Here is a 14,042-nt window from a genome sequence, read left to right on the forward strand (position 1 = left end):
GGCCAGCACAAGCATCCCGCCCTCGGTGCCGATCTCAGCGACATCGCCGAAGAGGAACTGAACCGAGGGACAGCGGCCCAGTATCTTGCGGATTGGCTTGGCGATGTCAGGCGCCGACAGGGCGGCGGTTGCAACCTGATAGAGCAAGGGCTGGAACAGGTGGTGATTGTGGCGGTCGATGATCGTCACCCCCGATCTCCGCCTTCCGAGCGCCTTGGCAACCTTCAGACCGGCAAAGCCACTGCCGACCACGACGATGCGCGAATTCAAGATTCGCCCATGCCTGCTCTTGGCGAGTTGCATGCTTGATGCTCCTGTCCGGTTCGAAAGTCATAGGCTGTCAGGTATGGCTCGCAGCGATCTGAACTCAGGGCTCGCTCCGGCGGGATCGGTCCAGGCGAGGCATCCGGCAATAATTGGCGTCGTGCTGACGACTAGGGCGCCGCGCACATAAAGGATCACCAACCCGCGCCACGAGACGCGGTCGACCGCCCAGACGGTGCCGCTGCCGTCGACCCATTTCAGACGGGCGTCGGCGACTTGAATGGCCCGCATCATCGTCGCTGGTTCCATGCCGCCCCGAAAGACGATGACCGAATTGGCGGCACCGTTGAAGAGCGGGCCGGCGCCCGCTGCCAATCCTGCAAGCAAGACGATGCTGGTAAGCGCTGCCGACGCGCCGCGTGCCGGTCCGCCGCGGTTGGGCAGCACCACCACCATAAGAAGGGGCACAATGCCGAAGATGACGAGCCACGCCATATCCCAGGCGAGCGGCATGTCGCTGTTCATCTTGATCCGATGCAGCCCTAGCAGCCAATGGGACAAAACGGCATCAAAAATATGCCAGACGCCGAACCCGACCAAGGCAACCCGCAGGATCTCAGTCGTGGTCCCAGGCCGCGCGCCGGCCGCCCTCGCGGCCACAAGCAGCACTGCGCCGGCCACCGCGAGCACATACATGAAAAGGTGAAAGAGGCCGTCGGCCATGATCTGGAAGCGCAGGTTGGAGCCCGCCGGGTCGGCGAGGCCCGAGAGAAGATGATGCCATTGCAGGATCTGATGCAGGACGATGCCGTCGAGAAACCCACCGAGCGCGAAGCCGAGCAGCAGCCACCCTGCTCGGATTCTCCGATCGAACGTCTCGGCAATCGCATCCATGTCAGGACCACTGCCTCCAGGCCGGGGTGGGCCGTCGCGTAGGCGTGGACTGGTCTAGCGTGGGGTCGTGGAGGCCGTGACGCGCCTCGATCGAGAAGGCGGATATCAGCCCACCAACCACCGTCGTCAGAACCATTGCCGCAGCAATTATCGCCAGCATGAATGCTGATCCTCCTCCGCAGGGTGATGCTGCGCTAAGCCAAACCATGGCTTCCGTTGAATGTTCCAGACGCAGGTCTGTGGGGGGAACATTCAACTGCCAGCACGGTTCGGGTGCTGGTTGACGGACGGCCCAAGCGGAGACGGTCATGAGTGAACATATCGCAACAGATCTGGGCAGTCGCGACGACCACAGGCCAAGCGGCATTACCCGGTGGCTGTTCTCGACCAACCACAAGGACATCGGTACACTCTATCTGATCTTCGCTTTCCTCGCGGGCGTCATCGGTATGCTTTTGTCGGTGAGCATGCGAATTGAGCTGCAGCAACCCGGGATCCAGTTTTTCCCCGGACTGGCGTCGATGATCTACGGCTATCAAGGCGACGAGGCCATCGATGCGGGCAAGCAACTCTATAACGTCTTCACGACGGCCCACGCGCTGATCATGATCTTCTACACCGTGATGCCCGCCCTGATCGGCGGCTTCGCCAACTGGTTTGTTCCGATCATGATCGGCGCCCCCGACATGGCGTTCCCACGTATGAACAACGTTTCGTTCTGGCTGCTGCCACCGGCATTCATGCTGCTTTTGTTGTCGATCTTCGTGCCCAGCGTGCCGGGCGGCTATGGCTCCGGGACCGGCTGGTTTCTCTACCCGCCACTGTCGACCTCCGGCCATCCCGGTCCCGCGGTCGATCTGGTTATCTTGTCGCTGCACATTGCGGGTGCCTCCTCTATACTGGGGGCTATCAATTTTATTACGACCATCTTCAACATGCGCGCGCCGGGGATGACGCTGCACAAGATGCCCCTGTTTGTGTGGTCGATCCTCATCACCGGCTTTCTGCTGCTGCTAGCTCTGCCGGTGTTGGCCGGCGCCATCACCATGCTCCTGACCGACCGCAATTTCGGAACCACGTTCTTCGCGCCGGACGGCGGAGGCGACCCGCTGCTTTACCAGCATCTCTTCTGGTTCTTCGGCCATCCGGAAGTGTACATCATGATCCTGCCCGCCTTCGGCATCGTAAGTCAGGTGATCTCGACTTTCTCGCGAAGGCCGATCTTCGGGTATCTCGGGATGGTATACGCAATCGTGGCGATCGGGGCGATCGGCTTCGTCGTCTGGGCACACCACATGTACACAAGCGGAATAGGCCTCGACACTCAGCGCTACTTCACCTTCGCGACAATGGTGATCGCAGTGCCGACCGGGATAAAAGTGTTCTCCTGGATCGCGACTATGTGGGCCGGTTCAGTCAGCCTGCGGACGCCGATGCTCTGGGCGCTCGGCTTCATATTCCTCTTTACTGTTGGCGGGGTGACGGGCGTCCAACTCGCAAATGCCGGCCTCGACCGTGAATTGCACGACACATATTTTGTCGTCGCGCATTTCCACTACATACTTTCACTCGGAGCGATCTTCGGCATATTCGCGGGCTGGTATTACTGGTTCCCGAAAATGACGGGATATCTGTACAACCCACTCGTAGCTGGAATCCATTTCTGGACGACCTTCGTCGGTGTCAACCTCGTCTTCTTCCCCCATCACTTCCTTGGCCTGGCGGGCATGCCGCGTCGCTATATCGACTATCCCGACGCATTCGCCGGCTGGAACATGATTTCATCGTACGGATCATATTTGTCGGCCGCGAGTGTCGTGGTTTTCCTCTTCGGCATCTTGGAGGCTTTCTCCCGGCGAAGGGCGGCCGGCATGAACCCATGGGGAGCAGGAGCCACCACATTGGAGTGGGAGTTGACCTCTCCACCCCCTTTCCATCAATGGGACAAGCTCCCGAGAATCGAATGATGGCGGCTGCCGCGCGCGACAGGTGACGGGACGGTGCTGAGTTGGAAGGCGCGCCGCGCAGGCCGTGATCTTGAAGGGAGAACCTCCGCCTATCGGAAGCTGATCACGAGCACGGCGAAACAGCTGACGAGGGCTACCGCCCAGCAAAACAACCAGTTGGCGATCAGCAGAACCGATTTCAGCACGGTCGCGTGGCAGTAGTCTTCGATGATCGATTGCATGCCCAGCCGCATGTGGATGCAGTTGACCAAAATGAAGGCGATGAGGGCGGGTGCGACATAGATCGACCCGATGACGCGCACGACGACATCTCGAGGCTCTCCGATCAGCCTGATAACGACCGCGACGATGTAAATGACCAGGATCAACAGTGCAGCAGATGTCAGCCGTTCCAGTATGAACGCTTCGGTTCCATGTTTAGCCGATCCAAGGCCCCGCACTCGAGCCAGCGGAGTTCTGATTGAGCGCCTGTCAGCCATATTGCTTCCCGCAAATCACTTGGTGCGTTGCGCATCACCCGAGCTGTTGCTGTCCAACGCCCGATGGGTGCATAGGTTGCAAGCACGCTCTCAAGTCCAGCGAGGCGGGCTTTATAGGCTGTTAGCTGATACCCTGAACGCCATCAAATGTTCCTGCGACTGCCAGCTTTCCACAACTCGCTTTCAAGCAGCGAGATGCTGAGGCGGACCCGCATCGGTCTGCTTGACCAGCGGGGCCTTCACCGGTTCGACTCTGCGCGGCTGTAGTTCCGTTGCAACGGTGGCGCCAAACACAGGAATTTCAGCGAAACTTGGAACGGGGGAGGGGCATCGCCTGATGCGGACGGGCAAAACGAAACCGGGGTCTAGCCCGGAACAAATCATCGACGATCCGGTTCGGCAGGGTCCGACGATACTCATTCCAAATGTCGGTCATGTTGGCAGACGAAGGGAAGCTAAAGATGTCGAAATCTCTCGACTGCGCCGTTCCGAACAAAGGCAAGATGGAAACCGGCCCGAAAACATCTCCGCAACAGGATCCGGTGGAAGGCTCGCGCGAGACAATCGATCGCGAACTTGAGCGGACTGACGACGAAAACAATTCCGACGAAGCGGAACGCTTGCGCCGAGATCTGCGAAAAGAGGTGGCGGAAGAGACCGACTTGCCCGAACGCGGCTCGGCCTGAGGATCGCCGGAACCTTGCCAAGAGACATTGCGGGCTACCGTGCCCCGATGCTTCCGACGCACAGAACGGCCACTCGACGGTCATGATCACGGCCTAGCCTGTTCTATCAACGTAGGGTCGCCGAGACCAACCCCCTCTGGGACACGACCTGTCGCGGGTCGCATGCCGCCACGGTTTCGGCAACTCTGTCAGGCTGCGCCGGCCTCCCGGCCGCGCTGCGAGCGGGCAAGGTCTCGGGCTACTGCAGCGCCTCGGGGAAAGCCGCTGCGATCGCTGTAGTCGCGTGGCTTGGTTCCGTTGCGTGAGTGGCGCCCGGTCACGCCTTTCGCACCGATGATGTCGAGCAGTGCAAGACCGGCGACCATGGCAAGCGCAAGGCCCACATTGTCGCGCTTTGGGTTGTCATCCCGATACGCCGTCAGCAATGTCGCGATGTCCAGGCCGTCGCCAGCTACCCGACTCCACAACGCGGCCTGCTTGTCCACCGAAAGCGAGAGTATGCCGCTGCTTATTTCTCGCGCCCCATACGCGCGGATCAGCCCTTCCTTGCCGCTCATGCCGAGCGCGCCGGCAATCCGCTCGGCGCCAAGCAACTCGACGGCACCAAGCACGATGCTGAACCAGCCGAGCTTGCGGGCAAGGCCGTCGGAGGCGCCGACCACACTCGGCCCAGCCTTCAGCACTTTGGGATCGCCAGGCGATCGGGTGATGTTGGAAACTTTAGCAACCACGGTCATGACGATTTCCTACGGTTTCAGTACAACCTTGATGCAGCTGTCCTGCTTGTCGCGAAACACCTTGTACATTTCGGGTCCCTGCTCAAGCCCGACGGTATGGGTGATGACGAAGGACGGGTCGATCTGGCCATCTTCGATGCGGCGTAACAGATCCTCGGTCCAACGGTTGACATGGGTCTGCCCCATGCGGAACGTGAGCCCCTTGTTCATTGCCGGTCCCATCGGGATCTTGTCGACCAGGCCGCTGTAGACGCCGGGGATCGAGATCACGCCGGCCGGCCGGCAGACATAAATCATCTCACGCAGAACGTGCGGTCGATCATTTTCCATGAGCATCAACTGCTTTGCGCGATCGTAGAGGGTATCGGGCTGGGCCAGCGAGACGTGGCTTTCCATCCCGACGCAATCGATGCACTTCTCAGGACCCATACCGCCGGTGAGTTCCTGCAGCCGTTCAACGACACTTTCCTCGGCGAAATTGATGGCAATGGCGCCGCCTGCTGCGGCCATCGACAGCCGTTCCGGCAGGCAATCGATCGCCACCACCTGTTTCGCGCCGAGCAGCAGGGCGCTGCGTATCGCCATCTGCCCAACTGGGCCGCAGCCCCACACCGCAACGATATCGGTGGGCTCTATTTCGCACTGAGCCGCGGCTTGCCATCCGGTGGGAAAGATGTCGCCGAGGAAGAGGACCTGCTCGTCGGTAAGGCTGTCGGGCACCTTCACGTGCGTGGCGTCGGCGAACGGCACCCGCATGTACTCCGCCTGTCCCCCGGGATAGCCGCCGGTCAGATGAGTGTATCCAAACAGACCCGCGGTGGTGTGCCCGAACACCTTGTCACCGAGATTTTTCTTACGGTTCGTGCGTTCGCAAACCGAAAAGTTCTGTCGCTTGCACTGGTCGCACTCACCGCAGATTATGGTGAACGGCACGACGATCCGGTCGCCTTTCTTCAGAGCGCCGTTGACCCCCTTCCCGACCTCCACGACCTCCCCCATCATCTCGTGGCCCATGATGTCGCCGGGCAGCATGGCCGGCACAAAGTTATGGTAGAGGTGAAGGTCGGAGCCGCAAATCGCACAACTCGTCACCCTGATGATGGCGTCACGCTCATTCCACAATTTCCGGATCGGAAACCTGATCGCAGCGTATGTCTTCCTTGCCGTGCCAGACCAATGCCCGCATAGCTTGCTCCTCCGTCCCGGGCGCCTGGGAACGATCCGTCGAGGCAAGCAGCGGAGCGCTTAGATTGGAGCGAACAGCGTGGTGAGGCCTCTGGAGCGCTTGCAAGCGCACGTTGCGCAATTGCTCAATTGGACAACGTCTTCATCTGGGGTTCTCTACAGTGAAATCTCGCGGATCATGTCTCATCTGCTGAATGTGACAACTCAGGAGTTCTCCTGCTATGGCCGAGGCTGCATTTAAGCGCACATCTAAGCGTTAGTCAGAGCCGACATGTGGGGGCACCAATTTTCGGCGATGGGCCCGGAAGCTGACGACTGCAGCGGAGCTACCGGAGAACGGGCTTCGACAGGCGCGCTGAATGCGGGTGAAAACACACATGGTTACAGCCGCACCACCACCAGGTTCAATGCGTGCGCGGCAGCCGGAGGGGGCGCCCCGGTTGCGAGCCCTGACATAACACAAGCCCAGGCAACCACGAGCTCATTTCGGTACAGTCCTCAAGGTACCGGGCTGGCGGCGATTGCTTGGCGGAGACCATAATCCCCCACAGAGACAGCATGGGAGGGTTGTGGAATCTGCTCTCTCTAAGAGAGGCTTTGGGCCGGCGGCCGCTGGCTCGCGCCCGCGAGACTTCTTCGGCAACGAGGCAGATGCCACAAACGGCAATTGGCGATTGGACCCGTGCGGCGCTCATACGTCACCTCTCGTTCCGGGCCGGGTGCCGCGCCTTCCGGTAAGCCGCGCCTGAAGCAGCACTACGACCAGCAGGAAGAGCCCCCGGATTACGGACTGCCAGTAGGCCGAGAGGGAGATCCAACCCATCCCGTTTTCAAAGTTCAGGATGTTGAAAAGGATGCCGAGCAGGAGGACGCCGGCGAGCGTGGTCAAGACCGATCCGGACCCGCCGGTAAGCAGCGTGCCGCCCACAACCACGGCAGCGATGGCAAACAACTCCCAGCCGACGCCCTCGATCGGCTGGCCGGCCCCGAATTGCGAAGCAAGAACGACGCCGGCGAGCCCGGCCAGGCACCCGCTTGCGACATAGACGAGAAACTTGACGCGATCTGTGCGCAGGCCCATCAGCCGCGACGCATCCTCGCCACCGCCGATTGCCAGCACCGTCCGTCCCGTGCTGGTGTAGTTCAGGACGACCGATCCGAGCACGTACGCGACCAGGGCGATGATCGCCGGAATCGGGAAGATCCAGAAATTTCCTTGGCCGATGGCGGTGAAACCAGACTCGTAGGAAACCGACACCGTCTGGTTCCCGGCAAGAAGCAGCGCGGAGCCGCTTGCGGCCAGCATGGTGGCAAGCGTGGCGATGAACGGCATCAGGTTCCCGCGCGTAACCAAAAGCGCGTTGATCAGACCGGCCGCCAGCCCGGCGCCCACACCCGCCGCAAGGCCGGCCGCTATGCCGTGCGGGCTAGCCAGGGCCGAAGCGACGCTGCCCAGGGCAGCAACCGAACCCACGGACAGGTCAATGCCGCCCGTCATGATGACAAAGCACATGCCGAGCGCGACGAGCGCGAACATCGAATTGTAGCGCAGCACGCTCACCACATTGAAGAAGCCCAAGAAGCGGTCGTAGCGCAGGAATCCGAAGAGGACGAGCGCTGCAAGCGCGATGACAACACCGTAGGTGCCGATGATGCGGACCAGTCGGGCGCTGTTCATGGATTACACTCTGTGTTGCTGCTGCAGCCAGACGGCGAACGCGATGATGCCTGCCTTGACCACGAGTGCAGCGGCGTCGGGCACGCCATTGGCAAGCAGCGTGTAGCGCACCAGCTGGATGGTCAGCGCGCCGAGCAGCGTGCCGAAAATCGTTGCCTTGCCGCCGCTGAGCAGAGTGCCGCCAACCGCGACGGCCGCGATGGCATCGAGTTCCATGCCGAGCCCGACCAGATTTGCGTCGCTGGAGGAGTTGATTGCGATGACCACCAGGCCGGCCAGCCCTGCGCACAGGCCGCTGATCGCATAGACCGCGAGCTTGATCTTCGATACCGCGATGCCCGCGAGTTCCGAGGCCTCTTCATTGCCGCCGACCGCCAAGATGCTTCGTCCAAACACCGTGCGGTGAAGCGCCCACGCCGCCGCCGCGACCAGCACCGCCATTATGATGACCTGCGCAGGGATGCCGAGCGGACGGGCAAGCCCGATCCATTGGAATTGCGGCACGCGGAAGGTCTGCAGATTGCCGTTTGTCATCACCTGGGCGATCCCGCGCCCGGCGATGAACAGCACCAGCGTTGCGACGATAGGCTGGATGCGGAAGCGGGAGACCAGCCAGCCATTGAACAGTCCGAACAGGCCGGCAACGAGGATCGAGGTGATCATCGCGACGGCCACCGCCAGATAGATGTTCCCGACCGGGAAAATCGTCCCCAGGAAGATCATCGGTGCCAATGCGCCGGAAATCGCCATCAGCGACCCAACCGAAAGGTCGATCCCGCCTGTGGCGATTACCAGCGTCATCCCGACCGCGACGATAACTATCGTGCAGACCTGGGTCAGGTTGACGTTGAGCGTCTGCAGCGTCGCGAAATTGCGCGTATAGGCAAGATTGAAGGCGATGAGCACCACCAGCGCGATCACCGTGCCGTAGCGCGCCAGGAAGCCGAACAGATTGAAGCCGCGGGTTCCGGCGTCGTGGGCTGCGGATGGCCTGGTCAGATCGCTCACGCTGCCGTCCCTTCCGCCGAACTCCCATGCGCCATCGCCGCGAGCACGTCCTCCTCGCTCGTTGCCTGGCCTTCCAGTTCGGCCACGCTCTCCCCCTCGCGCAGGACGAATATCCGGTCGGCCCCTTCCAACACTTCCTCAAGTTCCGAGGAGATCATCAGCACGCCGAGCCCGTCATCGGCAAGTGTGCGGATGAGGCGCTGGATCTCGCCCTTCGCTCCGACATCGATGCCGCGTGTCGGCTCGTCGAGAATGAGCAGCTTCGGGTTCATCGCCAGCCAGCGGGCGAGCAGCACCTTTTGCTGGTTCCCGCCGGAGAGTTCCCGGACCTTCTGGTTGGGACCAGAGCATTTGATGCCGAGTTCGCGAATGAAACGCTCGACGATCTCCCGCTGCCGGGCTTCGTTGAGGATGCCGTTGCGACTGATCTTTGGCAGCAGTGCCAGCGTTATGTTCTCCGCCACCGTCATCTCCGGCACGATGCCCTCGGCCTTGCGGTCCTCTGTGCAGAAGCCCAATCCGGCCGCGATGGCGTCGGCGGCTCGCGCGGGGCGGTAGGATGCCCCTTCCATCGTCATCTCCCCGGCCTTCAGGCGGTCGGCGCCGAAGACAAGCCGGGCTGTTTCGGTGCGGCCAGCACCGAGCAAGCCGGCAAAGCCGGCGATCTCGCCTCGGCGCACGTCGAAAGTCACATCACGAACCGACTGGCCAGCTGCCAGCCCCTGCGCGGCAAACAGCACGTCGCCGATCCTGGATCGATCGCGCTCGCCGAATGCGGTCGCATGGCCCTCGACCGCCGCGACATCGCGGCCGAGCATGGCCGCGACCAGTTCCAGCCTGCCGATGTCGCTCATAGCGGCGCTGCGCACCGTGCGGCCATCGCGCATGATCGTGACCCGGTCGCAGACCTCGTAGAGCTCGTCGAGCTTGTGGCTGACGAATAGAACCGAAACGCCCTCGACCTTGAGCTGCCGGATGACGCTGAACAGAACCGAGACTTCACGCTCATCGAGCGACGACGTCGGCTCATCCATGATCACGAGGCGGGCGGAAAATCCGATGGCGCGGGCGATCGCTACCATCTGCTGCGTGGCGGTGTTGAAGTCGCTGAGTGGGTGGCGCACGTCGATGTGCATCGAAAACCGGCTGAGCAGGCGCTCGGCTTCCGCATGCATCGCCCTCCAGTCAAGCAGGCCGCGGCGGCGGTTCTCGCGTCCGAGGCAGATGTTCTCGGTCACCGAGCGAAGCGGGACGAGATTGATCTCCTGGTAGATGGTGCTGATGCCGCTGACCTGTGCCTGATGCGGAGAGCCGACCTCGAACGGCTTCTGCTCGAACAGCACCTGGCCCGCATCCCGGCGGTAATAGCCGGTGAGCACCTTGATAAGCGTCGACTTGCCCGCGCCGTTCTGGCCGATGAGGGCGTGGACCTCGCCCGGCCCAACCTGGAGCGACGCGTCTGCGAGGGCAGGGATGCCGGCAAAACGCTTCTGGATGTCACGCATGTCCAGGAGCAGCGCGGCTGGGTCCGGCTGAGCGGTCATCGGCGAACTCCGAAACCCTACCCGCCGGAGCGGGTAGGGAAGATGGCAGGAGAGTGGATATCAGAATGCAATAGCGAAGTCTCTCTTCGCATTCGTCGCGTCGAAGAAGGCATCCTCGTTCTTGATGAAGGGCGGGATCTTCTTACCGGCGGCATAGTCGGCCATCGTGGCGAAAGCCTTGGGCCCGAACAGCGGGCTGCAGGCGCAGATGGCGCCGATCTTGCCGTCGATGATCGCCTGGACGCCTTCCTTCTCGCCGTCGATCGACAAGATCAGCACATCCTTCCCGGGGGTCTTCCCGGCGGCCTCCAAAGCGGCGATCGCACCCAGCGCCATCTCGTCATTATGCGCGTAGATGATATCCGCATCGGGATGCGCCTGAAGCAGCGTCTCGGCCACCTGGCGGCCCTTGTCGCGGGCGAAGTCGCCCGACTGGGACGCCAAAATCTTGAATTCCGAGTGCTTGGCGATGAAATCGTCGAAGCCCTTCTTTCGGTCGGTCGCTGCCGACGCGCCAGTCGTGCCTTCGAGTTCGATGATCTTCGATTTTCCGTTGGCGTTCTTGACCAGCCATTCGCCGATACGGGTTGCCTCCTCGATGAAATCGGAACCGATGAAGCAGACATAGTCCTCGCCGGGCTTTGCCATAGTGTGGTCGACGTCCCGATCGATCAGGAAGACCGGGATGCCGGCATCGCGGGCGGCCAGGATGACGGGCACCAGCGGTTTGTCCTCGCGCGGAGGCAAGAAGATAGCGTCGACGCCTTGTGCGATCATCGAGTTTACGTCGGCGGCCTGCTTTGCAGACGACCCTGCGGCATCCGTATAAACCAGTTGATGGCCTAGCTTGGCGGCTTCGTCCTGCATGCTCTTGGTCTCGGCAAGGCGCCACGGATTGTTGCTTTCTGTCTGGGCGAAGCCGACCTTGTACTTGTCCTTCTTGGCCAGCGGCGGCAGCGCCGCAGAGGCGCGTGAGCCGAGCGTCAGCGCGACAGCGCCGGCGGCGGAGCCTACGAGTAGTTTTCGACGGGTAATGATCATGCTCTTTCCTCCTTGATTGTCGCTTTGTGCGAGCGTGGACTTTCCTCACGATTTCGGCCTGACGGTCTTTGCATGCTCCCGTCGGCAACCTGGATCAGTTCTATGCCGCCTCCAGGATGAAGTCGGCGCAGCGGTCGCCCAGCATCATCGCCGGCGCGGCAGTGTTGCCGGCATTGATGTTCGGGCAGGCCGACATGTCGGCAACCCGCAGATTGTCTATCCCGCGCACGCGCATCGCTGCGTCCAGTACCGCCATCCGGTCGCTGTCGGCGCCCATTCGACATGTGCCGGCCGGATGATAGTTGGTCTTGACGAAGCGCTTGCAATGTTTTGCCAGCGCCTCATCGCTGAGATCATCCTGACTCGGTACGGCGATGGCCTTGACCCGATCGGCGAGGGGCTTGGTCTGGAAAGCCTGCAGGAAATAACGCTGACCAGAGATCATGTCCCGCATGTCGTCTGGATGTTTGAGCAGATTGGGCGAAACGACTGGCATGTCCTTGGGGTCCGCCGAACGCAGCCTCACGAAACCACGCGACTTCGGCTTCACCACAACCGTCGTGACGGTAAGCCCATAGGTGTTCTCGACCAGAGTGAGGATATCGCGGTCCAGATAGACGTGCGGAACGCAGAAGGCCTGGATCGTCGGTTCACCATCCGGATCGGCCGGATTGACGAAGGCGCCGGCCTCGACGCCGGCCGACAGGATCGTGCCGGTGCCGAAGAGTTTAAAATGCAGGCCGTTCCTGATCATTCGCCAGCCTTGGCCTTGCCTGAAATAGCCGTAAGGGCCGTTTGCCGTGGCGATGATCGGGACCTCGGGATGGTCGATCAGATTCTCGCCGACCCCGGGAAGGTCGGCGACGCAGGCAATGCCACACCCGGCAAGCGCGTCGGCTGGACCGATACCGGACAGCATGAGCAGTTTCGGCGAGATGAGGGCGCCGGACGAGACAATTACGTCGGCATCCGCATAGGTGGTATGCTCGGCGCCCGATGCATCGGAGTAGACGACGCCGGTAGCCCGTCCGTTCTCGATCAGCAGCCGGTTGACAGTGCAGTTGAGCTTGAGGGTCAGCTTAGGGTCATTCGTCAGCGGCTCGATGAAAGCGTAGGCGGCGCTGCTGCGCTTTCCGCGCCGGTTCATGAACTGGTAGAAGCCGACGCCGCGCTGCGAAGGCCCGTTGAAATCATGGTTGTACGGCAGTCCCAGCCCCTGGACCGTCTGCACGAACCAACGCGAAACATCATCGATGTGGCCTGGATCCGAGACCAGCAGCGGACCTTCGATGCCGTGCAGTTGGCCGCCCAGCCGATTGTTTCCTTCCATGCCGGTGAAGTGCGGAAGCACCGCCTGCCAATTCCAGCGTACGCCGGCATTGTTGCCTCGCAGCATCTCGTCCCACTCGTCGTAGTCGGCCGAGCGGCCTCGCATATACACCTGCGCGTTGACCGAGGTGCCGCCGCCCAGCACGTTGCCTTGCGAGATTTCATGAACGCGGCCGTCGAGGTGGGCTTGCGGCTCGGTGCGGTGATAGCGCATGAACTTCGAGCCGTTGATCATCTTGAAGATGCCGGGCGGCATGTCGAGCAGGGGGTGATGATGGGAATGGCCGGCCTCCAGCAGCAGGGTTCGCCTTCCTGCTTTGACCAACCTTGCCGCCGCGACGCATCCGGCTGCCCCGCCGCCCACCACGATATGATCGTAGGTCTGCGTCATGCCTCAGGCGCCTCACGGCTTTCGAATGTACCGCGGACATACTCCCACGCCGCCGAAAGATGGTTGAGCAGTGCCCGCTCAGCGCCGTCAGGATCGCGCTCGATAATGGCCATGCAGATTTCCCGATGGCTAAGGAAATTCACTTGGTTGCGCTCGGGCGATCGGGGCATGCGCATCCACTGTGGCGACAGCCAGGCGGTGAATGCCTTGTGCACTACAGGCAGCACTGGGTTACGGGCAGTGTCGTAAAGCACGGCATGGAAAGCCACGTCGGTTGCGTAGAATTGCTGCGAGTCTGGAATAGCCGCTTCGTTCATCGCCAGCGCGGCCCTGAGCGCTGCGATGTCTTCCTTGCGAGCATGGATAGCCGCGTTGCGAGCTAGAGATCCCTCGAGGAAGACGCGCAAATCATAGAGGTTCTTCACGCCTGCCTGGTCGCTCAGCAGATGGCCGACAATTCCCTCGAGGGCGCCGAGCGCGGCGTCCAGACCGGGCCTGCGTGCAATTGGCCTGAAGCGTGGACGCGCTTCCACCAGCCCGCGGCTGGCCAGGCGCGCAATCGCCTCACGCACAACGCCCCGGCCCACGCCATATTCGATCATCAGTTCGCGCTCTGCCGGCAGGTAGCTGCCGTCGCCAAGTCTTCCCGAGGTGATCTCGGCCTCGATGCCAGCCACCATCGCGTCGGCCGCGCGGGCGGCAGTAATTGCCACGGGCATCTCACGACGGTCTCCCGCATCCAGCAAGCTTTCTTCCTCCCCAGCAGTGATGCCATTAGAAAGCAAATCGGACTAAAGCACAAGCTCATGCATGGTTTTGTAGGACCAAATGAATGGCCA

Annotated in this window: 11 protein-coding genes and 2 pseudogenes; 2 read left to right on the plus strand and 11 right to left on the minus strand. The window is 61.7% G+C overall.

Going from position 1 to position 14,042, the window contains the following annotated elements:
* Positions 1–45: 45 nt before the first annotated feature.
* Positions 46–303: pseudogene (locus MESAU_RS32385) on the minus strand (FAD-dependent oxidoreductase); the annotation flags it as partial.
* 27 nt (positions 304–330) lie between these two features.
* Positions 331–1,158, minus strand: a complete 828-nt coding sequence (locus tag MESAU_RS13485) for a DUF2243 domain-containing protein (RefSeq protein WP_015316578.1) — start codon at positions 1,156–1,158, stop codon at positions 331–333.
* A 308-nt stretch (positions 1,159–1,466) separates the two neighbouring features.
* On the opposite strand from MESAU_RS13485, the gene ctaD reads away from it, so the two are divergent.
* The gene (gene ctaD / locus MESAU_RS13490) at positions 1,467–3,125 is read left to right on the plus strand and encodes a cytochrome c oxidase subunit I (RefSeq protein ID WP_015316580.1); all 1,659 of its coding nucleotides are present in this window, start codon (positions 1,467–1,469) and stop codon (positions 3,123–3,125) included.
* An 89-nt stretch (positions 3,126–3,214) separates the two neighbouring features.
* Here the strand turns inward: ctaD and sdhD are convergent, their stop codons facing one another.
* Positions 3,215–3,604: a succinate dehydrogenase, hydrophobic membrane anchor protein gene (gene sdhD, locus MESAU_RS13495; RefSeq protein ID WP_015316581.1), complete on the minus strand. Its 390-nt coding sequence runs from the start codon at positions 3,602–3,604 to the stop codon at positions 3,215–3,217.
* A gap of 425 nt (positions 3,605–4,029) precedes the next feature.
* On the opposite strand from sdhD, the gene MESAU_RS13500 reads away from it, so the two are divergent.
* Positions 4,030–4,290: a hypothetical protein gene (locus MESAU_RS13500; protein ID WP_041163365.1), complete on the plus strand. Its 261-nt coding sequence runs from the start codon at positions 4,030–4,032 to the stop codon at positions 4,288–4,290.
* A gap of 188 nt (positions 4,291–4,478) precedes the next feature.
* On the opposite strand, the gene MESAU_RS13505 is transcribed toward MESAU_RS13500, so the two are convergent.
* The 8 genes and pseudogenes from MESAU_RS13505 to MESAU_RS13540 form a co-directional block, all read right to left on the minus strand.
* Positions 4,479–5,027, minus strand: coding sequence for a hypothetical protein (locus tag MESAU_RS13505; protein WP_015316583.1), 549 nt, complete (start codon positions 5,025–5,027; stop codon positions 4,479–4,481).
* Between the two features lie 9 nt (positions 5,028–5,036).
* Positions 5,037–6,213, minus strand: a pseudogene (locus MESAU_RS13510) (zinc-dependent alcohol dehydrogenase).
* Between the two features lie 690 nt (positions 6,214–6,903).
* Positions 6,904–7,890, minus strand: a complete 987-nt coding sequence (locus MESAU_RS13515; RefSeq protein ID WP_015316585.1) for an ABC transporter permease — start codon at positions 7,888–7,890, stop codon at positions 6,904–6,906.
* Positions 7,891–7,893: 3 nt separating this feature from the next.
* Positions 7,894–8,889, minus strand: coding sequence for an ABC transporter permease (locus tag MESAU_RS13520; RefSeq protein ID WP_411961426.1), 996 nt, complete (start codon positions 8,887–8,889; stop codon positions 7,894–7,896).
* Positions 8,890–8,894: 5 nt separating this feature from the next.
* Complete coding sequence (locus MESAU_RS13525) at positions 8,895–10,442, minus strand: sugar ABC transporter ATP-binding protein (RefSeq protein WP_015316587.1); 1,548 nt, start codon at positions 10,440–10,442, stop codon at positions 8,895–8,897.
* Between the two features lie 60 nt (positions 10,443–10,502).
* Positions 10,503–11,483, minus strand: a complete 981-nt coding sequence (locus tag MESAU_RS13530) for an ABC transporter substrate-binding protein (RefSeq protein ID WP_015316588.1) — start codon at positions 11,481–11,483, stop codon at positions 10,503–10,505.
* A 100-nt stretch (positions 11,484–11,583) separates the two neighbouring features.
* Positions 11,584–13,203 carry a GMC family oxidoreductase gene (locus tag MESAU_RS13535; RefSeq protein ID WP_015316589.1) on the minus strand — a complete coding sequence of 540 codons (1,620 nt, stop codon included), beginning with the start codon at positions 13,201–13,203 and terminating at the stop codon, positions 11,584–11,586.
* Positions 13,200–13,988, minus strand: a complete 789-nt coding sequence (locus MESAU_RS13540) for an FCD domain-containing protein (RefSeq protein ID WP_245262973.1) — start codon at positions 13,986–13,988, stop codon at positions 13,200–13,202. Before MESAU_RS13540 ends, MESAU_RS13535 begins: the two co-directional genes overlap by 4 nt.
* Positions 13,989–14,042 lie beyond the last annotated feature (54 nt).

The sequence above is a fragment of the Mesorhizobium australicum WSM2073 genome, from assembly GCF_000230995.2.
Taxonomy (GTDB): Bacteria; Pseudomonadota; Alphaproteobacteria; order Rhizobiales; family Rhizobiaceae; genus Mesorhizobium; species Mesorhizobium australicum.